Below are 23,325 nucleotides of genomic sequence, written 5' to 3'. Positions count from 1 at the left end.
AAAGAGACCGCTCATGACCGTTGCGCCCCTCCGCCTTGCCGCGGCCCTTGCCCTCACCCTCGGGATCGCGGTGGCGTCCCCCGTGACCGCGCAGTCGCCCTTCTCGCCCGCGGCCCATGTCAACGAGACCATCATCACCGGGTTCGAGGTCGACCAGCGGCAGCGGATGCTCGAAGTGTTCCGCGCCCCCGACGCCACTCGTCAGGCCGCGTTGGACGACCTGGTGGACGAGCGCCTTCAACTGAACGAGGCTGCCCGTCGTGGCATCACCGTCACCCCGACCGAGCAGATCGAGGGCGAGGAAGAGTTCGCCGCTCGTGCCGATCTGTCGCGCGAGGCGTTCATCGCGCAACTTCAAAGCGACGGCGTCGATCCCGCCACTTTCGCGGATTTCGTCCGCGCCGGTGTCGCATGGCGCAAGGTCGTGCAGCAGCAATTCGGGCCCGGCCAGGTTCAGGTCTCGGACCGGGACGTCGCCCGCGCCGCTGACGCCCCGCCCGAACCCGGCCTGCGCGTGCTGGTGAACGAGATCATCCTGCCCGCCAACACGCCCCAACGGGCGCAACAGGCCCAGGCGCTCGCGCCGCGGATCAGCGCCATCAACAGCTCCGACGCCTTCGCGGCTGCCGCACGGGAATACTCGGCGACCCCGTCCCGCGACCAGGGCGGGGCGATCGACTGGCTCGAGATCAGCAACCTGCCGCCCCAGATCGGCCAGCTGATCCTGAACCTGTCCCCAGGAGAGGTCACGCAGCCGATCCCGCTACCGAACGCGCTGGCCTTCTTCCAGCTGCGCCAGATCGGCGAGGTTGCCGCGCGCAGCGGCCCGACCACGCTGGAATACGCGGCGCTCTACCTGCCGGGCGGACGCTCGGAAGCGACGCTGGCGCAAGCTGCGCAGATCGCCGCGCGCGTCGACACCTGCGACGGGCTCGAGACGATGGGCCCGGCACAGCGCGACACGCTGCCGGTCGCGCAGATCCCGCAGGACGTTGCGCTGGAACTCGCGCGGCTCGATCCCGGCGAAATCTCGACCAGCCTGACCCGTGCGGACGGCCAGACACTGGTGGTGCTGATGCTGTGCAACCGCTCCTACCGCCCGGCCGACGCGGAAGAGCCTGACCTCGGTCGCCTGCGTAACGCGCTCCTGGCCAGCCGCGCCTCCGAGCGGGCCGACAGCTACCTGTCCGAGCTGCGCGCCAACGCCAGCATCCGCTACGAATGAGCCCGGCTCCCATTGCCCTGACCTGCGGTGAGCCGGCGGGCGTGGGCCCCGAAATCGCCGCAAGAGCATGGGCCGCCCTCGGGCCGGCCCTGCCGTTCTTCTACATCGGCGATCCGCGCCACCTGCCGGCCGGCACGCCGATCATCGAAATCGAGGCGCCGCAGGACGCGGTCGAGGCCTCGGAACGCGGCCTAGCGGTTCTGCCCGTGGATATGGGCCCGCCCGCGCGTCCCGGCCAGCCCCACCCCGCGCACGCCCCCCACGTCGTCGAGATCATCGCCCGGGCCGTCGACCTGGCCCGCTCGGGCGCGGCGGCGGGCATCTGCACCCTGCCCATCAACAAGAAGGCGCTGATCGACGGGGCCAACTTCGCCTATCCCGGGCACACCGAGTATCTGGCGGCGCTAGCCGGGGTCGATCACGTGGTGATGATGCTCGCCTGCGAGACGCTGCGCGTGGTGCCCGCGACGATCCACATTCCCCTGTCCGAAGTGCCCCGTGCCCTCACCCCCGCCTCGCTCGAAAGGACCATCCGCATCACCCATGACGGCCTGCGCGACCTCTTCGGCATCGAAGCGCCCCGGATCGCCGTTGCCGGCCTGAACCCCCACGCGGGCGAGCAAGGCGCCATGGGCCGCGAGGAGATCGACTGGATCGCCCCGCTGATCGAGCGCCTTCGGGCCGAGGGACTGTCCCTGCGTGGCCCCTCCTCGGCCGACACGATGTTCCATGCCGATGCGCGCCGCCTCTACGATGCGGCCGTGGCGATGTATCACGACCAGGCACTGATCCCCATCAAGACGATCGACTTTGCGGGCGGCGTCAATGTCACGCTCGGCCTTCCCTTCATCCGCACCTCGCCCGACCACGGCACCGCGTTCGACATCGCCGGAACGGGTGCCGCCGACCCGACCTCGACCCTCGCCGCCCTGAGGATGGCTCGCCGCATGGCAGACCTTCGCGCATCAGGAGCGCCCGCATGAGCGCCATCGACGACCTGCCCCCCCTGCGCGACGTGATCGCGCGGCACGGGCTCTCGGCCCGCAAGTCGCTGGGCCAGAACTTCATTCTGGATCTGAACCTGACCGCCAAGATTGCCCGGCGCGCGGGCGACCTGACGAATTCCGACGTGCTCGAGATCGGTCCCGGCCCAGGCGGCCTGACCCGCGGCTTGCTGGCCGAGGGCGCGCGGCGCGTTCTGGCGGTGGAAAAGGACAGTCGCTGCCTGCCGGCGCTGGAAGAGATCGCGCGGGAATATCCCGGCAAGCTCGAGGTCCTGAACGCCGACGCGCTCGAGATCGACCCGTTGGCGCACCTGACGCCGCCCATCCGGATCGTCGCAAACCTGCCCTACAACGTGGGCACCGAGCTTCTGACGCGCTGGCTGGATCCGGGGCCGTGGCCGCCGGTTTGGTCGAGCCTCACGCTCATGTTCCAGAAGGAAGTCGCGCAACGCATCACTGCGGCGCCTGGCAGCAAGGCCTATGGACGTCTCGCGGTGCTCGCCCAGTGGCGGACCGAAGCGCAGATCGTGATGGAGCTGCCGCCCGAAGCCTTCACGCCGCCGCCCAAGGTCCACTCGGCTGTGGTGCATCTGACTGCCCTGTCCGAACCGCGCTACCCGGCCGAGGCCAAGGTGCTGTTCCGCGTTACGGCGCAGGCGTTCAACCAGCGGCGAAAGATGCTGCGCGCCTCGCTGAAGGGGCTGACCCCGAACATCGAGGACCGGATCGTCGCGGCGGGCATCAAGCCCACGCAGCGGGCCGAAGAGCTGTCGCTCGAGGAGTTCTGCGCCCTCGCCCGGGAAGTCGCCCGGGGCTGAGGGGCACGGTGGATCACTCCACCTTCTGCGTTTCGCTGCTGCCGCCGGTCTCGCCGGAGTTGCCCTCGTCGGTGCCGCCACCGGTGTCGGCAGGCTTCGGCTTGCGCGCGCGGGTCCGCTTGGGCTTGGATTCCGGCGTTTCGACAAGCGTCGACTCGTCCGCATTGGGCGCGTCGATCACGTCGTCGTCCTTCTTGCGCGGACGACGGGTGCGCTTGGGTGCCGGCTTCGCCTCGGCCGCCTCGGCCGGTTGCGCATCGCGGGTGTCGGCTGGGGTGTCGCGGTCGTCCGGCTGTGCATCCCGGCGATCGCTTCGCGTTTCGCGATTGTCGGGCTGCGCGTCGCGACGGTCGTTCTGCGCGTCACGGTTGTCCGACTGCTCGTCGCGGCGGTCGTTCCGCGAATCGCCCCGGTCGTCCGAGCCCTGCTGATTGCCGTCCTGAGAACCACCCCGACCCTGCTGGTCGTTCTGCTGGTTGCCGCCCTGCTGATTGTTGTTCTGCTGGCGGTTCTGGTTCTGGTCCTGACGCTCGTTCATCTCGCGCTGCGCTTCGGCCAGCATGCGGGTGTAATGCTCGGCATGCTGGGCAAAGTTCTCGGCGGCCACGCGGTCGCCAGAAAGCTGCGCGTCACGGGTCAGCTGGTTGTACTTGTCAATGATCTGCTGCGGCGTACCGCGCACCTTCCCCTCGGGGCCGGAGCTTTCGAAGACGCGATTGACGACGTTGCCGCCAGAGGGGCGGTTGCGGTTGTTCTTTGACCGCGAGCGTTTGTTGGAAGAGCGCATGTCGGAGATGGTCCGGCCTGTGTTTTTTTGGCATGTGGCAGCCCTTGCCTGATCCGGCCGAGTAACATCGGCGGCTGTGGCGGGCATGTTCCGGCAGTGTCAGAGGCAAACGCTTCTAGCGCGTTTCACACTCTGCAGGCTCAGCAAGACCATGTGTGAGAGGCCTTGGCAAGCCGATTCCGCTAATTTTCAATCCTTTTGCGCGCAGAAGGCAGTTTTTGCGGTCTCTAAGGGGGCCGCCGTGCCGAAACGACGCGGTCCCTTCCCTCAAGATCGGTATGCAGGGCGACATCTGCAAGACCGGCGGCGGAAAACAGTCGCGTGACGGCAGGTCCTTGCTGCCAGCCGATCTCGACCATGAGCGTTCCGCCGGGTTCAAGCATGTCAGCCGCGCCGCCTGCAATGATCCGGTAGGCTTCCAGCCCGTCGCCACCGGGGCTGAGGGCAAGGCGCGGATCGTGGTCGCGGACCTCGGGCGAGAGTTCGTCCATCTCGTCCGTGGCGATGTAGGGCGGGTTCGACACGATCAGGTCGAAGCGCCCCGAGACGCCTTGCCACCAGTCCGCACGTGCGAAGCGAACCCGGTCCGCCAGGCCCAGCACCGCCGCATTGCCACGCGCCACGTCGAGCGCCGCATCCGATATGTCGGTGCCCACGCCCTGCGCGTCCCCGCGTTCGGCCAGAAGGCTCAGCAGGATACAGCCCGAGCCGGTGCCGAGGTCGAGGACCCTCTGCCACGGAACCTCCAGCGCGCGCGCCACCAGCGTCTCGGTATCGGCGCGGGGGTCGAGCACGTCGGGCGTGATCTGGAAACGGTGCCGCCAGAAATCGCGGTAACCAAGGACGCGCGCCAGCGGCTCTCCGCCCGCTCGGCGCGCCACGAGGGCCTCGAACGTCGCACGCGTCTCGGCTGGCAGCGTGTCGTCCAGCCGGTGCAGGGCGCCGGGGTCCAGCCCTGCGGCGTCAGCCAGCAGGCGGCGGGCGTCGCGCATCGGGTCGGGACAATGGCCAAGCCGGGTGCGCGCCATCCGCAGCGCGTCGTCGGGGCTCATGCCTCGAACTGGGCCAGCCGGGCGGCCTGATCCTCGGACACCAGCGCGTCGATCACGTCGGTCAGATCGCCCTGCATCACCTGGTCAAGCTTGTAGAGCGTCAGGTTGATCCGGTGATCGGTCAGCCGGCCTTGGGGGAAGTTGTAGGTGCGGATCCGCTCGGACCGGTCGCCCGTCCCGACCTGAGACTTGCGCGCATCGGCCCGCTCGGTGGCGGCGCGCTGCCGCTCCATGTCGAAGAGCCGCGCGCGCAGCACCTGCATGGCGATCTCGCGGTTGCGGTGCTGGGACTTCTCGCTCGACGTCACGACGATCCCGGTGGGGATGTGGGTGATTCGCACGGCCGAATCCGTGGTGTTGACGTGCTGGCCGCCCGCGCCGCTCGACCGCATCGTGTCGATGCGCAGGTCGCCGGGCGCGATGGCCACGTCCACTTCTTCGGCTTCGGGCAGGACGGCAACCGTCGCGGCCGACGTATGGATTCGCCCGCCCGATTCCGTTGTCGGAACCCGCTGCACGCGGTGGACGCCGGATTCGAACTTCAGACGGGCGAAGACGCCGTCGCCGGCCACGTTCGCCACCAGTTCCTTCAATCCGCCCAACTCGGTCTCGGCCCGCTCGACAATGTCGAAGCGCCAGCCCTGCGACTCGGCGAAGCGCTGGTACATGCGCATCAGGTCCGCGGCGAACAGCGCGGCCTCTTCCCCGCCCGTACCCGGCCGGATCTCGAGGATCGCGGGCCGCGCATCGGCGGCGTCCTTGGGAAGAAGCGCCAGGCGCAGCGCCTCTTCGGCCGCGTCCAACCGCTTGCGCAGCTTGGGCAGTTCCTCTTCGGCAAGGCCGCGCATCTCGGGATCGCCCAGCATCGCCTCTGCCTCGGCGATCTCGTCATGGGTCGTTTCCCAGATCCGCGCAGTCTCGACCACCGGGCGCAGTTCGGCATATTCCCGCCCCTGCGCCGCGATATCGCCGCCGCCCGCGGACATGGCCGCTTCGAGATACTCGAAACGCGCGACGATCTGCTTCAGTCTGTCCTGTGGAACCATGCGCGCTCATTCGCGCGAAGGCGGCGCCCGGTCAAGAGAGGCCGGCCTCGGCCAGCCATCCTTCGATCCGGCGCCGGTTCACCCCCATGTCGCCCTTGCCCACCACCAGGTGCCCTCGGATCGCGAGGCCGCGCTCGGTGCGGGTCACGTTGGTCACGTCGGGAAAGCCCATCACGCGCGTCCGCGTGACGAAGGACACATGCCCCTCCTCGACCCGCCCGGCCAGCGAGGTGGTGCGCGGGCTTGTCGCGATCACCTCGACCAGCCGCGCGAACCCCTCGTCATCGGTCGGCCGCACCGCGACGAAGCCGCCCTGGGACAGCCTGTCCTCCTGCAGGACCTCGAACCGCTCGTGATAGCGCGCGACGGGGACCGAGATGTTGCGCACCCAGATGGCGACGCCGAGGGCGGCAAGCGCGGTCACGATGGCGATGATGGCGGCGATCTTCAGCATGGCGCGGTTCCCTTTCCGCCGGACCTAATTCCCCTGCCGCATCCCGCAATGGACAGTGCCGCCCGGTCGCGCCAAGACGGGCAGGAAGGAGGCCCCGCGATGACCGACACCACCGACCCGATCTACGACGTCCCCGAGGGAATGGAGCGCCTGCGCGCCGTCATGGCCCGTCTGCGCAACCCACAATCCGGCTGCCCATGGGATATCGAGCAGGATTTCGGCACCATCGCGCCCTACACGATCGAGGAAGCCTACGAGGTCGATGACGCCATCCGCCGCGGCGACATGGAGGACCTGAAGGGCGAACTCGGCGACCTGCTGTTCCAGTCCGTCTTTCATGCCCGCATGGCGGAAGAGGCCGGCGCCTTCGACCTGCAGGACGTCATCCGGGGCATCACCGACAAGATGATCGACCGTCATCCGCATATCTTCGGCGACCAGTCGCGCGAGAAGTCCGCGGACCAGCAGACCGCCGACTGGGAGGTCGAGAAGGCCCGCGAACGCGCCCGCCGTGGCGAGACGGGGGCGCTGGACGGCGTGGCGCTTGGTCTGCCGGCGCTGATGCGGGCGGAAAAGCTGCAGAAGCGGGCGGCGCGGGTCGGGTTCGACTGGCCCACGACCGGCGAGGTGATCGACAAGATCGCCGAAGAGGCCCGCGAACTGGCCGAAGCGCGCGACTCGCTGCCGCAAGAGAAGATCGCCGAAGAGATGGGCGACCTGCTCTTCGCCGTCACCAACCTGGCGCGCCACATGGGGGTCGACCCCGAAACGGCCCTGCGCGGCACGAACGAGAAATTCTCGCGCCGTTTCAGGTTCATCGAGGCTGCACTTGCCAAGGCCGGAACGACGCCCGCGCAATCGAACCTGACCGAAATGGACGCGCTGTGGAACGCCGCGAAAGCGGCCGAGCGCGGCGACGCTGGAGGCTGACGCGTTCAGCCTGCCTCGTCCGGGAGCGTCAGGGATCCATCGTCGTTCAACGGCCAGAACGGGTTGTGCGCGATCTCCCAGACATGACCGTCGGGATCGGCGACGTAGCCGGAATACCCGCCCCAGAACACCTCTTCGGGCTCTTTCAGCAGCGTCGCCCCCGCCGCGACCGCGGCGCGGCAGACGGTGTCGACCTCTGCCCGGTCAGCGCAGTTCTGCGCCAGGGTCGAGGCGCCGGTGCCGAGGGTTTCGACCGCGACCGACTGATCCTCGGCCAGTGCCTCGAGTTCGAACAGGGCCAAAGCCGCGCCGTTCATCTGGTAGACGGTCAAGCCACCTTGCGAGCTAGGGTGGAGCCGCCAGCCCCAGTCGCGGTAGAACGCTTTCGCGCGGTCCATGTCCCGGACGCCGAGGGTGATCAGCGTGACGCGTTCACGTGGCAGTGCCATGGTCGATCCTTTCCGTAGTGGATAGCCGGACCCTATAACGACGAAAGCCCCGACGGCCATCGCCGCGGGGCTTTTCGAAGAAAGTGGCGCGGTTGACGGGGCTCGAACCCGCGACCCCCGGCGTGACAGGCCGGTACTCTAACCAACTGAGCTACAACCGCATTCTTCGTCGGTATGACCTCGGGCAAAGGTGGCGCGGTTGACGGGGCTCGAACCCGCGACCCCCGGCGTGACAGGCCGGTACTCTAACCAACTGAGCTACAACCGCCCAATGCCCGATCGGGTGTCCCGAACGTGAGGGGCGTTCTATTCAGCACCCCCGGAAGCGTCAAGCGACTATTGCCCCTGTGCATCCGGTTTTTTCTCCGCCCGGGATCAGCGGGCGTGGATCGCGAAACTCTCCCACGGGGCGAGGGTCAGCGGGCCGTCGATGCGGTCCCGCGGCTCGACAGTCGCCAGAAGGCCCTCTCCTTCGATCCGAAGCGTCTCGGGCGGATCGAAGCGCACCTCTTCGCCGGTCATGTTGACGACCACGGCCAGCCGCTCGTCTCCCAGGTGGCGCAGATAGGCGACCACGTGCGGGTGATCCTCGGCCACGCCCTCGAACCGGCCCAGTGCCACCACGTCCCGATCGCGCCTCAGGCGCACGAGCTCCCTGTAATGCGCCATGATCCCGTCGGGGCGGCTGCGCTCGGCGGCGACGTTCACCTCGCGGTAGTTGTCGTTCACCTTGATCCACGGGTGCCCGGTGGTGAAGCCGGCATTCTCGCCATCGTCCCACTGCACGGGCGTCCGGGAATTGTCCCGGCCGTTCTCGTTGGCGCCGGCCAGGAACGTCTCCCAGCTGACGCCGCGCTCGTGCTCCTCGTGCCACAGACCGATCGCCTCGAGATCACGGAACTGGTCGAGCCGCTCGAGCGCGATGTTCGTCATCCCGATCTCTTCGCCCTGGTAGATGAACGGCGTGCCCTTCATCAGGTGCGTCATCGTCGCCAGCGCCTTCGCCGACCGCTCGTGATACTCGCCATGATCGCCGTATTTCGAGACCTGCCGCGGCAGGTCGTGGTTCGACAGAAACAGCGAGTTCCACCCCTCGTCCGCCAGCGCCGTCTGCCAGCCGAAGAGTTCGTCCTTGAACGACACGAGGTCGAAGGGCTTGGGCTTCCACTTGCCGTGGATGTCGTGCCACTGGCTCTTGATGTGGTTGAACTGGAAGACCATCGACAGCTCGTCCCGGTCCTTTGCGCAGTAAAGAGGCGCCGTCTCGCGGCTGACGGACCAGCTTTCGCCGATCGTCACCACGTCGCGGCCACGCAACGTCTCGCGGTGCATCTCCTGCAGGTACTCGTGCAGGAACGGCCCCTCTTCGAAGACCTCGTTGTCCACGTCCTTCCCGATCAGCGAGATCACGTCCATGCGAAACCCCGCGATGCCGCGGTCGAACCACCAGTTCATCATGTCCCAGATCTCGCGGCGCAGCGCCGGGTTGCGCCAGTTGAGGTCCGGCTGGAACGGCGAGAAGTAGCCCAGGTAGTATTGCTGTGCCCGTTCGCACCAGTTCCATGCCGGGCCCCCGAAGCACGCCCGCAGCTTCGAGGGAGGCTCGCCATCAGGGCCGGGGTCGGCCCAGATATAATAGTCCCGCTCGGGCGCGTTGCGGTCGTTGCGGGCGGCCTCGAACCAGTGGTGCTTGTCGGACGAGTGGTTCACGACGAGGTCCATAACGATGCCGATGTCGCGCTTGCCGGCTTCGGCGATCAGCCGGTCCATGTCGTCCAGCGTGCCGTATTCCGGTGCGATGTCCTGGTAGTCCGAGATGTCGTAGCCCATATCCGCCTGCGGCGAGGCATAGGCGGGCGACAGCCACACGAACCCCACCCCCAGATCGGCGAGATGGTCGAGGCGCGAGATGATGCCCGGCAGATCGCCGATCCCGTCCCCGTTCGAATCCTGAAAGCTCCGCGGCCAGATCTGGTATCCGACGGCTCTTTGCCACCATGGCGCTTCGGTCATGTCGTCCTCCGAATTTCGGCAGACGATGAGCCGGATCGCCTTTCCGTCAACCCCGCCGAGGCATGTCGGGGGCGGCAAAGCGGCATTTACCCGCAGGCGGCCCCATGAACGGGCGCCCGCGGGAGGGGTCAGGCGCCGTAGGGCACCCAGATGTTCTTCACCTGCGTCGCGCGGTGCAGGAAGCCCCTGCCCTGCCCATCGGCGCCGATCCAGTCGCGGGCGCGGTCGGGCTCGACCCACGTCTGCTTGAGATTGCCTGCGCTGGCCTTTTCGACCATCGCGCCCGCGCCGCCAACGTACCACATGCCGTCGACGCCATCATGCTCGGCCAGCGTCTTGGCCAGTGCGTCCCGCGGACCGGTGACGATGTTGACCACGCCGCCCGGCATGTCGCTGGTCTCGAGCACCTGGTAGAAGTCCGTCGCCGCGAGCGGCTTGCTCTGCGATGGCACCACGACCACCCGGTTGCCCATGGCGATGGCCGGCAGCACCAGCGAAATCAGCCCTGCCAGCGGCGCCACGTCGGGGCAGACGATCCCGATGATCCCCAGCGGTTCGTGCATCGCCAGTGTCACATGGGCCGACTTGGTGGCGTGGACCGCCCCGTCGAACTTGTCGGCCTGTGCGGCGTGCCAGAAGCACCGGCGGATGGCGCAATCGACCTCGGCCTTCGCATCGGCCTTCGAAGCACCGAACGCCGCCAGACGTTCAGTGAACTCCGCCGCCCGCGCCGACAGATTCTCGCCCAGGTAATAGAGCACCTGCGCCCGGTTGTGCCCGGTCTGCGCGCCCCAGCTGCCGGCCTTCGCCGCCGCCTCGACCGCGTTCCTGATGTCCTTGCGATTGCCCAGCCCGGCAAGGCCGCCCGGCACCTGATAGACATAGCCGCTATCGGGGCGCGCCTGCCTGCCCCCGATATAGAGCTTCGCCGTCCGGTCGATTCCCGCGCCCGCGTTCTCGCCCGGTATCGCGTGAGGTTCGGCAGGCTCGACCACCTCGCCCCGGCGCGCATGATGGCGGCGATAGGCCATCATTCCCTCGCGCCCGCCTTCGCGGCCGAAGCCGCTTTCCCGGTAGCCGCCGAACCCCGCGCCCGCGTCGAAGACGTTGGTGCAGTTGATCCAGACGACGCCCGCCTTGATCTGCCCCGCGAGGTCCAGGCAGGTGTTCACGTTCTCGGACCAGATCGAGGCCGCGAGACCGTAAGCCGTATTGTTCGCCAGCTCGACCGCGTCGTCGGGGGTGCGGAACGGCGTCACCGTGACCACGGGGCCGAAGATTTCCTCGGTCGACAGCACGCTGGCGGGGGCGACATCCGTGACCAGCGTCGGCGGGTAGAAGCAGCCCTCGGGCGCCTCGCCTTGCGTGATGGTCACGCCTTCGGCCGCGCCTTCCTCCATCAGCCGCCGGATGCGGGCCAGCTGCACCGGATGGACGATCGCGCCCATGTCGGTGTTCTTGTCCAGCGGATCGCCCACGCGCAGCGTCTTCATCCGCGCGGTCAGCTTCGCCACCAGGCGATCCTCGACCGCCTCGGCCACCAGCACACGGGCGCCCGCACAGCAGACCTGCCCCTGGTTGAACCAGATCGCGTCCACGACCCCTTCGACCGCCGCGTCCAGATCGGCGTCCTGCATGACCACGAAGGGCGACTTGCCCCCAAGCTCCAGCGTCAGGCCCTTGCCCGTGCCGGCCGTCTGCTCGCGGATGCGCCGGCCCACCTCGGTCGAGCCGGTGAAGGCCACCTTGTCCACGCCCTTGTGCGCCACGATGGCCGCGCCCGTCGCGCCGTCGCCGGTCACGATGTTCACGACGCCAGCGGGCAGGCCCACCTCGACGCAGATCTCGGCAAAGGCGAGCGCCGTCAGCGGCGTGTATTCCGCCGGTTTCAGCACGACCGTGTTGCCCGCAGCGAGCGCCGGGGCGATCTTCCACGCGAGCATCAGCAGGGGGAAGTTCCACGGGATCACTTGTCCGCAGACGCCGTAGGGTTCGGTGCCCGCGAACTCGTCCTCGGCCAGTTCGGCCCAACCGGCGTGGTGGTAGAAGTGCCGCGCAACCAGCGGCACGTCGATGTCGCGGGATTCGCGGATCGGCTTTCCGTTGTCGATCGTCTCGAGCACCGCGAGAAACCGCGTGTGCTGCTGCACATGCCGCGCGATCGCATAGAGATACCGCGCCCTTTCGTGCCCCGACAGCGCTGCCCATTTCGGCTGCGCCCTGCGCGCGGCGGCGACGGCGGCATCCACGTCGGCCTCGGACCCTTGGGTGACATGGGCGATGACCTCGCCCGTGGCGGGGTTCGCGACCTCGAAGGTCTCGCCCGGGTCGGTGAAGGCGCCGTCGATGAAATGCCCCAGCCCGTTCTGGTGCTTCTCGAGCCAGGCGGTGACAATGGACGCGTCCTCGGGGGCGGTGCCGTAATCCATGGTGCGCAAGATATCCTGAATGCTCATCTGTCCCTCACGACATCGCGTGGCGGTGCGAGGCGGCGTAGCGCCCGGTGACGTGGTGTTCGAGCTGCCGCTCGATATCGCCCAGCATGGACGAGGCGCCGAAGCGGAACAGGTCCGGCTCGAGCCAGTCGCGGCCCAACTCCTCCTTCATCAGGACCTGCCAGGCGAGCGCTTCCTTTGCCGCCTTGATCCCACCGGCGGGTTTGAAGCCGATCTTGTAGCCCGTCGCCTCACCATAGTCGCGCAACGCCCGCACCATGGTCAGCGACACCGGAAGCGTCGCGTTCACGCCCTCTTTCCCCGTCGAGGTCTTGATGAAGTCTGCCCCGGCCTGCATCGCGACCATGCTAGCGGCGTGCACGTTGGTCAGCGTTCCGAGCTCGCCGGTGGCAAGGATGGCCTTCAGATGCGCCTCGCCGCAGGCCTCGCGCATCGCCTTCACCTCGTCGTAAAGCGCCTGCCAGTCGCCCTTCAGCGCCAGCTCGCGGCTGATGACGATGTCGATCTCGGCGGCACCCTGCGCGACGGCCCACTCGATCTCTTTCAGGCGCAGGTCCAGCGGCATCAGGCCCGCGGGGAAGCCTGTTGCGACGCTCGCCACCGGAATGCCGGACCCTTCCAGCGCCTCTACGGCGTGGGGGACCATGGTGGGATAGACGCAGACCGCGCCCACTTTCAGGCCGACATCCTCGATCCCCAGCCCTTCGACGATCCGCCGGGCAAGCGGCGCGCGGGCCTTGGCGCACAGGCGCTTGACCTTGCCGGCGGTGTCGTCGCCCGAGAGCGTGGTCAGGTCGATCAGGCGGATGGCGTTGACCAGCCACGCCGCCTGGTGTGTCTTCTTGACAGAGCGTCGGCTGCCGAACCCGGCCGCCCGCCGTTCGGCCGCCGACCTGTTCACGCGGACGCCTTCGATCAACGACAGATCGAGCGCCATGCCGGGATTGCGCGGATGTCCCGCTGAAGTGGTCACGAAAAAGGCCTCCGTCGTCGTTCGGAGGCCAAGCTGCGCCAAAGCGGCGCGACTGTCCACGGGCGTCGGGGCTTAGCGACGCCGCGACAATCGCCGCTCGTTCGACCGCGTGTGCCCGGAAATCGGCTTCAGCCACGCCGCGGCGACCTTGTCGGGCGACTGCCCCGCCAGCGCCGAGGTCCACGCCGCCTGCGAGGCCGCCGCGAAGGCGGGTCCCTTCTCCAGCGACATGCGCCACACCTCTGACGGCGCGACGGGCCAGAGGCCGGCGACCCCCAGCACACGGTAGGAAATCACGGCCTGCGCCTCGGTCATCATCCGCATCGCGGCAAACATATTCGTAACATAGCCTTGGTTACCCATGCGGCACTCCTGTATTCGCTCCTGCAGCATTTAATGCTGCGACTGCAAAGTTAAAGCTGATTCGGCGAATGAGGGACCCGCACCACCTGTTCCGGGCGACCTTCGCGACCTACGTGCCCCGCAACGCCGCGACAGGATTCTCAATGCCAGAGCTGCCATTCGACGCCCTTCCTGATCCGCGGCAACCGCGCCGGAGCACCTGCAAATGATCCGCGCCCTCGCGATCCTCCTTCTGTTCCAGCTGGCCGGAGAGCTCCTGTCCCGTGGCCTCGGCGTCCCGGTGCCCGGCCCGGTGATCGGGCTCGCGGCGCTTTTCTGCGCGCTCGTCCTGCGCCCGGCGCTGCGGGACTTGCTGAAGCCGACCACGGATACGATCCTCGGCCATCTGTCGTTGCTGTTCGTGCCGGCGGGCGTGGGCGTCATCGCCCATATCGATACGTTCGGTCGCAACGGCCCCGCCCTGATCGTCGCCCTGACGATCAGCACCGGCCTGTCAATCCTCGCCGCCACGCTCGCCTTTCGCGGCGTGGTGCGCCTGACGGGGGCCGAGAAAGATGAATGACGCTGTCGCCCTCTGGTCCTACCTCGAACAAGAGCCGCTGCTGTGGCTGACGCTGACCCTCGTCGCCTACCTCGCCGCCGACGCGATCGCGGGCCGCTCGCGCCATCCGCTGGCCAACCCGGTGTTGATCTCGGTCATCCTGATCGGGGCAGTGTTGCTCGTCACCGGCGTGCCCTACCAGCGCTATTTCGAAGGCGCGCAGTTCGTCCACTTCATGCTGGGCCCGGCCACCGTGTCCCTCGCGATGCCGCTATATGCCAACCTGCCACGGCTGAAGCGGACCTTCCTGCCGATGATCGCAGCCCTTGTCGCGGGCAGCGTCACCGCCATCGGCTCGGCCGTCGGCGTGGCCTGGGCGCTCGGGGTCCGGGGCGAGACGCTGCTGTCGGTCGCGCCCAAATCCGCCACCGCCCCCGTCGCCATCGGCGTGGCCGAGCAGATCGGCGGTCTGCCCTCGCTGACGGCCGTTCTGGTGATCCTGACCGGCGTGATCGGCGCCGTCATCGCGACGCCCCTTCTGAACGCCTGCGGGTTCACCGACTGGCGCGCGCGGGGTTTCGCCGTGGGAATCGCGGCGCATGGAATCGGCACGGCGCACGCGTTCCGCGTCAACTCGACGGCGGGAGCGTTCGCCGGCGTCGGAATGGGGCTCAACGCGATGCTGACGGCGGTGCTGGCGCCGTTCCTGATCTCGCTCTTCTTCTGATCCCTCTGCGCGCGACGCGGGTGGCCGCGCCGCCTGCACCCTCAGGACGCCCCCTCGAACCAGGCGCGGAGCGTCGCGCGCTCGTCCTCTGTCATGAAGCTCAGGTTCGCCGGCGGCATGGCGTGGCTGACGCCGGCCTGCAGGTAGATGCGGCGCGCTTCGCGAGCGACGGCTTCCGGCGTATCGAGGACGACGCCCTTCGGAGCCCAGAGCATCCCCTCCCACGCGGGCTCGTGCGCATGGCACATGGAGCAGCGCCCCATGACGATCGAGCTTACCGCGTCGAAATGCTCGGCCTCGGCGTAGCGGAGGGCGGCGCCGCTCAACGGTGCGGCCTCGACGGTGGCGGTGCGTAGCGGGGCGGTCGACAGCCAGGCGAGGATGACGAACAGCACCGCCGTCACGCCCCAGGTCCACCACGGCGCGCTGCCGCGGGCGTGCATCGTGTTGAAGAAGTGGCGGATCGAGACGCCGATCAGGAAGACGAGCGACGCGATGATCCAGGCGTTCTCGGTCCCGAAGGCCAGCGGGTAGTGGTTCGACAGCATCAGGAACACGACCGGCAAGGTCAGGTAGTTGTTGTGGGTCGAGCGCAGCTTGGCGATCTTCCCGTATTTCGGGTCCGGCGTGCGCCCGGCCTTCAGGTCCGCCACCACGATCCGCTGGTTGGGGATGATGATGTGGGCGACGTTGGCCGTCATGATCGTGGCCGTCATCGCGCCCAGGTGCAGCAAGGCCGCCCGCCCGGTGAAGATGTGGTTCAGCGCCCAGGACGACGCCACGATCCCGGCGAAGAGGACAAGCATGACCGCCGTGGGCCGCTCCTTCAGGGGCGACTTGCACAGCGCGTCATAGGCGATCCAGCCGCCGACGATGAAGGCGAGCGAGATCAGGATCGCCTGCCACGTCGCAAGGTCCGCCTTGTCGGGGTCGATCAGGTAAAGCTCGGCCCCCGCCCAGTAGAGGATCATCAGGAGGGCGAAGCCGGACAGCCAGGTCCAGTAGCTCTCCCATTTGAACCAGGTCAGGTGCTCGGGCATCTGGGGTGGAGCGACCAGGTATTTCTGCATGTGGTAGAAGCCGCCGCCGTGGACCTGCCATTCCTCGCCATCGGCCGGTCCGGGGATGTTCCGGTTCAACCCTAGGTCGAGCGCGATGAAATAGAACGACGAGCCGATCCACGCGATCGCGGTGATGACGTGGAGCCAGCGGGCGGCGAAGGCCATCCACTCCCACATGATGGCATAATCGTACATCCCGGCCCCTTCGTTCGTCCCGACCGCGCAGTCTGGCCATCCCGCGGCGCCGGTCAAGCGCCGCGGTCGGGATCATTCGGGCGTATGGCCTATCCCGTAGATCTGAGCGATCCGGTCAATGGCGGCCTCGGGCGACATCTCTTCGCTTTCGCCGGTGCGGCGCGAGGTCAGCTCGACCTTGCCCTCCTTCAGGCCGCGCGGGCCGACGGTGATGCGCCACGGTAGTCCGATCAAATCCATCGTCGCGAATTTCGCGCCTGCCCGCTCGTTCCGGTCGTCGTAGAGCGGCTCGAGCCCCAGCGCGGTCGTCGCCTCCAGCAGACGCTCGCACGCAGCATCGCAATCGCCGTCGCCCTGCCGCAGGTTCACGATGCCGACGTGAAACGGCGTCACGCCCTCGGGCCAGATGATGCCCTTTTCGTCGTGGTTCGCCTCGATCAGCGCGCCGACGAGGCGGCTGACGCCGATCCCGTGCGAGCCCATGTGCACCGGCACCTTCGCCCCGTCCGGCCCGGCGACCGTGGCGCCCATGGCGGCGGAATACTTGGTGCCGAAGTAGAAGATCTGCCCCACCTCGATCCCGCGCGATTCGCGGCGGCGGTCCTCGGGGATCTTCTCGAACAGCGACTGGTCGTGCGTTTCGTCCGTACGGGCGTAGGGCGTGGTCCAAGTCTCGCAGATGTTCCGCAGGCCGGCGCGGTCGTAGTAGTCGATGCCCCGGTCGCCGAGCTTCATGTCGAGGATCGTGCTGTCGTAGAAGACCTCGGACTCGCCCGTGTCGGCCAGCACCAGGAACTCGTGCGTGTCCTCGCCACCGATCGGGCCCGAATCGGCGCGCATCGGGATCGCGCGCAGGCCCATGCGCTCGTAGCTGCGCAGGTAGCTGACCATGTGGCGGTCATAAGCGTGCATCGCGTCCTCGTAGGTGAGGTCGAAATTGTAGCCGTCCTTCATGTAGAACTCGCGCCCGCGCATGACGCCGAAGCGGGGGCGGACCTCGTCGCGGAACTTCCACTGGATATGGTACAGCGTCAGCGGCAGGTCGCGGTAGCTCGAGACATGGCTGCGGAAGATGTCGGTGATCATCTCTTCGTTCGTGGGACCGTAAAGCATGTCGCGGTCCTGCCGGTCGCGGATCCGCAGCATTTCCGGGCCGTAGGCGTCGTAGCGGCCGCTCTCGCGCCACAGGTCGGCCGGTTGCAGCGTCGGCATCAGCATCGGGATGTGGCCGGCGGCGATCTGCTCTTCGTGGACGATGCGCTCGATGTTCTTGAGCACCTTGTAGCCCAGCGGCAGCCACGAATAGATGCCCGCGCTGGCCTGCTTGATCATGCCCGCCCTCAGCATCAGGCGATGACTCGCGATCTGCGCGTCCGCAGGGGTCTCTTTCATGACGGGCAGGAAGTAGCGGGAGAGGCGCATGGGTTGTGGCTCCTTCGGCGCGATGCGTTGACGGGGGTAGGCGAAAATACACCGCCCCCGCAAGTCACTCTCGCCAGTGGTCGGCGACCCAGGGGGCGGGCCGGATGAAATGGCGCAGGTGGGTGATCGGCCCGCCCCTGCGGCGGCGTCGGTCGAACAGCAGTTTCAGGTGCCCCGCGACGCTGTCGGCGCGCCTGGGTCCATAGCGGCCTGCAATGGCGTCGCCCGGCGTCAGGTGGCCGGGGAAGATGACGATCTTCGCGCGGGCGGGCAGCTTCGGCGGCAACAGGTAGTTCAGCGGCGTGATCCGGCGGCAGTGCCGGCGGAAATGAACGACCCAGCCGCGCGGAAACAGCTTCACGCCGCCCGGCGCATTGCGGGTCACGAAGCGCTGCTCGTAGCGGTAGCTCTCCGCAACCCCCAGCGGATCGGCGCGGAATTTCTCCTGCAAGGGCAGCAGCTTGCCGACGGGAAAGCGAAAGACCGAGGTCTGGCCCAACCGCTCGAGCGGGTTCGAGGGGTTGCGCGACAGGATCACGTCCTCGGGGTCGCCGTAGTCGAAGAACCCGTCCAGCGAGCCCGTCACCACCATGTCGAGATCAAGGAACAGGACCGGCCCCGAAAGATCGCCCAGCCGCGCACCCCAGAGGCGCGATTTCGGCCAGATCCCGGTCTTGGTCTGCGGGATCTCGTAGTCGATCTCGGGCAGCGGCTGCGTCTCGACCTCGGGCCGGATGCCGGTGGAATCGTCGCAGAAGCAGACGAAGCGGAAGGGCGGCGTGATGTTGCGCGCAACCATGCCATACAGGCGATTGATGTAGGGGGGGCCGTATTTCGTGCCCCAATTGATGCAGATGACCTGTTTCATTCCTCGCCCCTGATAGGCGTCGCGCAAGGGCGCTACAAGCGCGGCTCGACATGCGCTATCGAATGAGGGGGCCCTGATTGATCCCCGCCCGCAATGTCCCGATAAGCGCAAACGCCGCGAGCACGAGAGCCCATGACCCTCACCGTCCGAGATCAGCTGAAATACTGGGGCGCCGCCCTCGTGGTGTTCCTGTTCCTGCTGTGGTGGCTGGGCGACGTCATCCTGCCGTTCGTTCTGGGGGCGGCGGTGGCCTATCTTCTGGACCCGATCGCCGACCGGCTGCAGGCGGTGGGGCTGGGGCGCGTCGTCTCGGTCGCGATCATCACCGTCGGGATGCTGCTGTTCTTCGTGGCTTGCGTCGTGCTGGTGATCCCGACGCTCGTCAGCCAGGCCGCGGCCCTGTCCGAGCGCATCGCCCTGCTGATCGAGCAGGCGCCCAACACGGTGGCCAGCGCCCATCAGTGGCTGACCACCGAGTATCCGGGCCTCGTCGACAACCTGCCCGAGCCCGACGAGATCGAGACCACCCTCGGCACCCTCTTGCAGAGCGTGACCGCGGGTCTGCGCGAGCGGGCCGGGACGCTGATCGAAGGCGCTGTCGCCAGCGTGTCGGGCCTGTTCAACGTGCTCGTCCTGTTCCTGATCGTGCCCGTCGTGTCGGTCTACCTGCTGGTCGACTGGGACCGGATGATGGCCAAGATCGACAGCCTCCTGCCCCGGGACCACGCCCCGGTGATCCGCAGCCTCGCGCGCGAGGTGGATGACACGCTGGCCTCATTCGTGCGGGGACAGGGTCTCGTGTGCCTGATCCTCGGGGTCTATTACGCCGCCGCGCTGGCGCTGGTCGGGTTGCAGTTCGGGTTGATCGTGGGGGCGATTGCGGGGTTCCTGACCTTCATTCCCTACGTGGGCGCGCTGGTAGGCGGGGTGCTGGCGATCGGCCTGGCGCTGTTCCAGTTCTGGGGTGACTGGGTCTGGATCATCGCGGTCTGGGCGATCTTCCAGTCGGGCCAGTTCGTCGAGGGCAACTTCCTGACGCCAAAGCTGGTGGGCGACAGCGTCGGGCTGCATCCCGTGTGGCTTCTCTTCGCGCTGGCCGCTTTCGGGTCGGTCTTCGGCTTCGTCGGGCTTCTGGTGGCGGTGCCGCTGGCCGCCGCGATCGGCGTGATCGCGCGCTTCATGACCGCGCGCTACAAGGCGAGCGCGCTCTACCAGGGATCGGGACGGGGGCCACAGGCCTGATGGCAGAGCAGCTTCCCCTGAACCTGCCCTTCCGTCCTGCCCTCGGGCGCGAGGACTTCGTCGTCACGCCCTCGAACGCGGTGGCGCTTGGGATGCTGGAAAGCCCCCGCTGGCCTGGCGGGCGGCTCGCGCTGACCGGCCCCGCGGCGAGCGGCAAGACCCATCTTGCCCATGTCTGGGCCGAAGGGGCCGGGGCCGTCGTGGTCGGCGCTAGGGAGCTGCCGCGGCTCGACATCGCGACGCTGGCGAGCGCCGGACGCGTCGCGGTCGAGGACGTGCCGGCCATCGCCGGGCAGCGCGCGCCCGAGACGGCGCTGTTCCACCTCTACAACCGCCTCGGCAGCAGTGGCGGCCGGCTTCTGGTCACCGGGCGCGAACCGCCGGCGCGCTGGTCCGTCGCCCTGCCCGACCTGCGCTCGCGCCTTTCTGCGCTGACCGTGGCGCAGCTCGACCCGCCGGACGACGCGCTTCTGGGCTCGCTTCTGGAAAAGCAGCTCCGGGATCTGGGGCTCGAGCCGGACATGTCGGTGCTGACCTACCTCGTCCCGCGGATGCCTCGCACGGCCGAGGCAGCGCGCGATCTTGCCGTCGAGATCGACCGCCTGTCCCTCAGCCGCAAGCGCGGGGTCGGCCGCGAGCTGGCGAAAGAGGCGTTGTCTCGGATGTCATCGTCCCGTCATGAACCGGAGGCAAAGGACGCGCCATGACCGTTACAGACTTCCTCTCTGCCCCCTTCCCCGATCCCGTGAAGCCCGGCCGGGACGAGGATCTCTCCGGCCCCGCCCGCTTCTTCAACCGCGAGCTGTCGTGGTTGGCCTTCAACTGGCGTGTCGTCGAAGAGGCCGAGAACCCGCGCGTTCCGCTGCTGGAACGGCTGCGGTTCCTGTCGATCTCGGCCAGCAACCTCGACGAGTTCTATACCGTGCGCGTCGCCGGCCTGCGCGAGCTGGCGCTGAACGGCAACACCACGCCCGCCGCCGACGGGCTGACCCCGGCGCAGCAGCTGACCCGGATCAACGAGAACGCCCGGCGGCTGATGGACCGCCAGCAGGTGGTCTTCGCCGAGCTCCGGCGCCTGATGGCCGACGAGCGGATCCACATCCTGACCCGCGACGAGCTGTCGAAGGACGACCGCACGCGGCTGGACGAGGTCTTCCTGAACGAGGTCTTCCCGATCCTCTCGCCCCTGGCGATCGACCCCGCGCACCCGTTCCCCTTCATCCCCTCGACCGGCTACAGCCTCGCGCTCGACCTCGAACGCATCGCCGACAAGCGGACGTTGCGCGCGCTGTTGCCGATCCCGCAGCAGATCGACCGCTTTGTGCGCCTCTCGGGCGCCGAGGGCGAGGCGCGGTTCATTCCCCTCGAAGAGTTGCTGCTCCTTCACGTCGGAACGCTCTACCCACGCTACAAGGTGAAGGGCCACTGCACCTTCCGCGTCCTGCGAGACAGCGACCTCGAGGTCGAGGACGAGGCCGAGGATCTCGTGCGCGAGTTCGAGGTCGCCCTGAAGCGCCGCCGCCGGGGCGAGGTCGTGCGGCTGAACATCTCGGCCCACGCGCCCGCGGGCCTGAGGCGCGTCATCATGGACGAACTGCCCGTGAAGGAGGACGAGACGATCGAGACCGACGGCCTGATCGGCGTCAGCCACGTCTCGGAACTTGTCCTGAAGGACCGCCCCGACCTTCTGTGGCCGTCCTTCACGCCCCGCGTGCCCGAACGGGTGCAGGATCACGAGGGCGACATGTTTGCCGCGATCCGCCAGAAGGACATGCTGCTGCACCACCCCTACGAGACGTTCGACATGGTGGTGCGATTCCTCAACCAGGCGGCGGCCGATCCGAACGTGGTGGCGATCAAGCAGACGCTCTATCGCACCAGCCAGGACAGCCCCATCGTCGACGCGCTCTGCGACGCGGCCGAGGCCGGCAAGCAGGTCACGGCGCTGGTCGAGCTGAAGGCGCGCTTCGACGAGGCCGCCAACATCCGCCAGTCCCGCAAGATGGAGCGTGCCGGCGTCCACGTCGTCTACGGGTTCATCAGCCTCAAGACCCATGCAAAGCTCAGCGCGGTGATCCGGCGCGAGGGCGACAAGACCGTCACCTACAGCCATTTCGGCACCGGCAACTACCACCACATCACCGCGCGCATCTATACCGACCTGTCGTTCTTCACGACCGATCCCGCGCTGGGGCGCGACATGACGCGGCTGTTCAACTTCCTCTCGGGCTACGCCCAGCCCGACGACCTCGAGAATCTCGGCGTCTCGCCGATGACGCTGAAGCAGAAGCTTCTCGACATGTTCGAGCAGGAGGCCCTGAACGCCGAGGCCGGCAAGCCGGCCGCGATCTGGGCCAAGATGAACTCGATCACCGAGATCGACGTGATCGACAAGCTCTACGAGGTCAGCCAGCGCGGCGTGAAGGTGTCGCTCGTGGTGCGCGGCATCTGCTGCCTGCGGCCCGGCATCAAGGGCATCTCGGACAACATCCGCATCAAGTCGATCGTGGGTCGCTTCCTCGAACATTCGCGGATCGTCTGCGTCGGCAACGGGTCCGACATCCCTTCGGGGAAAAGCCGGGTGTTCATCTCGTCTGCCGACTGGATGGGCCGCAACCTGAACCGCCGGGTCGAGACGCTGGTGGAGTGCAAGAACCCCACGGTGAAGGCCCAGATCGTCAGCCAGATCATGGCGGCGAACATGGCCGACACCGCGCAGAGCTGGATTCTGCGCCCCGACGGCACCTTCGACCGTCCCGGCCCCGACCAGGACGCGCGACCTTTCTCGTGCCACCGCTTCTTCATGGAGAACCCCTCGCTGTCCGGGCGCGGATCGGCCGGTGCCAAGGACGTGCCCGAACTGACCCACACCCAGGAATAGCGGCATCGTTTGCCTTCCCTCGCGGGGACGTGCATCACTCGGCATCGGAGCCACGCGAGGGATGTGCATGCGCATCGGCATCATCGGGACCGGAACCATCGCCGCGGCCGTGGTCGAGGGCCTCGCCGGTGACGGCCACCGGATCACCGTCTCGGAACGCAGCCGGACCCGTTCGCAGGACCTGGCGGAGCGCTTCGACGAGGTGAGCGTGGCCGGCAATCAGGCCGTGCTCGACGCCAGCGACGTGGTGTTCCTGGGGCTGATGGCGAGCGCCGCGCCCGACATCCTGGCCCCGTTGCGCTTCCGCGAGGGGCAACGGGTCGTCTCGCTGATGGCCGACGCGACCCTGGCCGATGTCGCGCGCCTTGTCGCGCCGGCCGAGGCCGCGGCCGTTATGATCCCCTTCCCCGCCATTTCCCGAGGCGGCTCGCCGATCCTCGCCCTCGGTGACACCACCCTGATCGAGGTCCTGTTCGGCGCCCGCAACACGGTCTTGCCGCTGGCGGCCGAGAACGAGTTCGCCGCCTACATGGTCGCTCAATCGCTCCTGTCCGCCGCCGCGCTCATGGTGTCCCGGACCGCGCAATGGCTCGCCCCGCGCGTCGCCGAGCCGGCCGAGGCCGAGGCCTTCCTGCGCCGCCTGATCGCCTCGGCCCTCGACGGACAAGACTCGGACACGCTGCTGGCCCAGCTCGACACGCCCGGAGGCTATAACCAGAGGATGCGGGTGGCGATGGAAGAGGCCGACGTGCCCAATGCCCTCCACGCCACATTCGACAGACTTTCTCGCAACCCCTGACGGCCGGTCACGGTTGACC

The 23,325-nt window shown here is 67.9% G+C and carries 22 protein-coding genes and 2 tRNA genes; 10 read left to right on the top strand and 14 right to left on the bottom strand.

Going from position 1 to position 23,325, the window contains the following annotated elements; translation table 11 throughout:
* Positions 1–13: 13 nt before the first annotated feature.
* From PAM7066_RS13750 to rsmA, 3 genes are read left to right on the top strand one after another with little or no spacing between them, the layout of a single operon-like run.
* The gene (locus PAM7066_RS13750) at positions 14–1,225 is read left to right on the top strand and encodes a peptidylprolyl isomerase (protein ID WP_175484653.1); all 1,212 of its coding nucleotides are present in this window, start codon (positions 14–16) and stop codon (positions 1,223–1,225) included.
* Complete coding sequence (gene pdxA, locus PAM7066_RS13745) at positions 1,222–2,208, top strand: 4-hydroxythreonine-4-phosphate dehydrogenase PdxA (protein ID WP_085854802.1); 987 nt, start codon at positions 1,222–1,224, stop codon at positions 2,206–2,208. Before PAM7066_RS13750 ends, pdxA begins: the two co-directional genes overlap by 4 nt.
* Positions 2,205–3,047, top strand: a complete 843-nt coding sequence (gene rsmA, locus PAM7066_RS13740; RefSeq protein WP_085854801.1) for a 16S rRNA (adenine(1518)-N(6)/adenine(1519)-N(6))-dimethyltransferase RsmA — start codon at positions 2,205–2,207, stop codon at positions 3,045–3,047. Before pdxA ends, rsmA begins: the two co-directional genes overlap by 4 nt.
* Positions 3,048–3,060: 13 nt before the next feature.
* On the opposite strand, the gene PAM7066_RS13735 is transcribed toward rsmA, so the two are convergent.
* The 4 genes from PAM7066_RS13735 to PAM7066_RS13720 form a co-directional block, all read right to left on the bottom strand.
* Positions 3,061–3,834 (bottom strand): DUF4167 domain-containing protein, encoded by a 774-nt coding sequence (locus tag PAM7066_RS13735; RefSeq protein WP_085854800.1) that lies wholly within the window; start codon positions 3,832–3,834, stop codon positions 3,061–3,063.
* A 227-nt stretch (positions 3,835–4,061) separates the two neighbouring features.
* On the bottom strand, positions 4,062–4,886 hold the full coding sequence (gene prmC, locus PAM7066_RS13730) for a peptide chain release factor N(5)-glutamine methyltransferase (RefSeq protein ID WP_085854799.1): 825 nt from the start codon (positions 4,884–4,886) through the stop codon (positions 4,062–4,064).
* Positions 4,883–5,932 (bottom strand): peptide chain release factor 1, encoded by a 1,050-nt coding sequence (prfA, locus tag PAM7066_RS13725; RefSeq protein WP_085854798.1) that lies wholly within the window; start codon positions 5,930–5,932, stop codon positions 4,883–4,885. The genes prmC and prfA overlap by 4 nt, the downstream gene beginning before the upstream one ends.
* 31 nt (positions 5,933–5,963) lie before the next feature.
* The gene (locus PAM7066_RS13720) at positions 5,964–6,386 is read right to left on the bottom strand and encodes a DUF1499 domain-containing protein (RefSeq protein ID WP_085854797.1); all 423 of its coding nucleotides are present in this window, start codon (positions 6,384–6,386) and stop codon (positions 5,964–5,966) included.
* A 99-nt stretch (positions 6,387–6,485) separates the two neighbouring features.
* On the opposite strand from PAM7066_RS13720, the gene mazG reads away from it, so the two are divergent.
* A complete protein-coding gene (gene mazG / locus PAM7066_RS13715; protein ID WP_085854796.1) occupies positions 6,486–7,316 on the top strand; it encodes a nucleoside triphosphate pyrophosphohydrolase in 831 nt (276 codons plus the stop codon).
* Positions 7,317–7,321: 5 nt separating this feature from the next.
* Here the strand turns inward: mazG and PAM7066_RS13710 are convergent, their stop codons facing one another.
* From PAM7066_RS13710 to PAM7066_RS13680, 7 genes are all read right to left on the bottom strand, one after another.
* Complete coding sequence (locus tag PAM7066_RS13710) at positions 7,322–7,759, bottom strand: VOC family protein (protein ID WP_090929048.1); 438 nt, start codon at positions 7,757–7,759, stop codon at positions 7,322–7,324.
* Between the two features lie 90 nt (positions 7,760–7,849).
* Positions 7,850–7,926: transfer RNA gene (locus PAM7066_RS13705), tRNA-Asp, on the bottom strand.
* Positions 7,927–7,956: 30 nt separating this feature from the next.
* Positions 7,957–8,033 (bottom strand) — tRNA-Asp (locus PAM7066_RS13700).
* A gap of 107 nt (positions 8,034–8,140) precedes the next feature.
* Positions 8,141–9,778, bottom strand: a complete 1,638-nt coding sequence (locus tag PAM7066_RS13695) for an alpha-glucosidase (RefSeq protein ID WP_085854794.1) — start codon at positions 9,776–9,778, stop codon at positions 8,141–8,143.
* Between the two features lie 128 nt (positions 9,779–9,906).
* Positions 9,907–12,234 carry an aldehyde dehydrogenase family protein gene (locus PAM7066_RS13690; RefSeq protein WP_217639970.1) on the bottom strand — a complete coding sequence of 776 codons (2,328 nt, stop codon included), beginning with the start codon at positions 12,232–12,234 and terminating at the stop codon, positions 9,907–9,909.
* A 7-nt stretch (positions 12,235–12,241) separates the two neighbouring features.
* Positions 12,242–13,171, bottom strand: coding sequence for a deoxyribose-phosphate aldolase (gene deoC / locus PAM7066_RS13685; RefSeq protein ID WP_085854793.1), 930 nt, complete (start codon positions 13,169–13,171; stop codon positions 12,242–12,244).
* Between the two features lie 108 nt (positions 13,172–13,279).
* Complete coding sequence (locus PAM7066_RS13680) at positions 13,280–13,570, bottom strand: hypothetical protein (protein ID WP_085854792.1); 291 nt, start codon at positions 13,568–13,570, stop codon at positions 13,280–13,282.
* Positions 13,571–13,775: 205 nt separating this feature from the next.
* On the opposite strand from PAM7066_RS13680, the gene PAM7066_RS13675 reads away from it, so the two are divergent.
* Together PAM7066_RS13675 and PAM7066_RS13670 are read left to right on the top strand one after the other, a co-directional pair.
* Positions 13,776–14,132: a CidA/LrgA family protein gene (locus tag PAM7066_RS13675; RefSeq protein WP_085854791.1), complete on the top strand. Its 357-nt coding sequence runs from the start codon at positions 13,776–13,778 to the stop codon at positions 14,130–14,132.
* A complete protein-coding gene (locus PAM7066_RS13670; RefSeq protein WP_085854790.1) occupies positions 14,125–14,838 on the top strand; it encodes an LrgB family protein in 714 nt (237 codons plus the stop codon). The genes PAM7066_RS13675 and PAM7066_RS13670 overlap by 8 nt, the downstream gene beginning before the upstream one ends.
* A 41-nt stretch (positions 14,839–14,879) precedes the next feature.
* On the opposite strand, the gene PAM7066_RS13665 is transcribed toward PAM7066_RS13670, so the two are convergent.
* The 3 genes from PAM7066_RS13665 to PAM7066_RS13655 form a co-directional block, all read right to left on the bottom strand.
* The gene (locus PAM7066_RS13665; protein ID WP_085854789.1) at positions 14,880–16,094 is read right to left on the bottom strand and encodes a urate hydroxylase PuuD; all 1,215 of its coding nucleotides are present in this window, start codon (positions 16,092–16,094) and stop codon (positions 14,880–14,882) included.
* Between the two features lie 72 nt (positions 16,095–16,166).
* Positions 16,167–17,516 carry a proline--tRNA ligase gene (gene proS / locus PAM7066_RS13660; protein ID WP_085854788.1) on the bottom strand — a complete coding sequence of 450 codons (1,350 nt, stop codon included), beginning with the start codon at positions 17,514–17,516 and terminating at the stop codon, positions 16,167–16,169.
* A 64-nt stretch (positions 17,517–17,580) separates the two neighbouring features.
* Positions 17,581–18,384: a glycosyl transferase gene (locus PAM7066_RS13655; protein WP_085854787.1), complete on the bottom strand. Its 804-nt coding sequence runs from the start codon at positions 18,382–18,384 to the stop codon at positions 17,581–17,583.
* Between the two features lie 132 nt (positions 18,385–18,516).
* On the opposite strand from PAM7066_RS13655, the gene PAM7066_RS13650 reads away from it, so the two are divergent.
* The 4 genes from PAM7066_RS13650 to PAM7066_RS13635 all read left to right on the top strand — a co-directional run bounded on the left by PAM7066_RS13650 (position 18,517) and on the right by PAM7066_RS13635 (position 23,306).
* Entirely contained in the window at positions 18,517–19,626 is a 1,110-nt protein-coding gene (locus PAM7066_RS13650) for an AI-2E family transporter (protein WP_085854786.1), read from the top strand.
* Complete coding sequence (locus tag PAM7066_RS13645; RefSeq protein ID WP_085854785.1) at positions 19,626–20,333, top strand: P-loop NTPase family protein; 708 nt, start codon at positions 19,626–19,628, stop codon at positions 20,331–20,333. The genes PAM7066_RS13650 and PAM7066_RS13645 overlap by 1 nt, the downstream gene beginning before the upstream one ends.
* Positions 20,330–22,507: an RNA degradosome polyphosphate kinase gene (locus PAM7066_RS13640; protein ID WP_085854784.1), complete on the top strand. Its 2,178-nt coding sequence runs from the start codon at positions 20,330–20,332 to the stop codon at positions 22,505–22,507. Before PAM7066_RS13645 ends, PAM7066_RS13640 begins: the two co-directional genes overlap by 4 nt.
* Positions 22,508–22,574: 67 nt before the next feature.
* Positions 22,575–23,306, top strand: coding sequence for an NAD(P)-binding domain-containing protein (locus tag PAM7066_RS13635; RefSeq protein WP_085854783.1), 732 nt, complete (start codon positions 22,575–22,577; stop codon positions 23,304–23,306).
* Positions 23,307–23,325: the final 19 nt, after the last annotated feature.

Origin of the sequence: Palleronia marisminoris (assembly GCF_900172315.1) — a bacterium.
GTDB classification, from domain to species: domain Bacteria; phylum Pseudomonadota; class Alphaproteobacteria; order Rhodobacterales; family Rhodobacteraceae; genus Palleronia; species Palleronia marisminoris.
The sequence above is the reverse complement of the archived record's forward strand: the minus strand, read 5'-3'. Positions and strand labels throughout refer to the sequence as shown.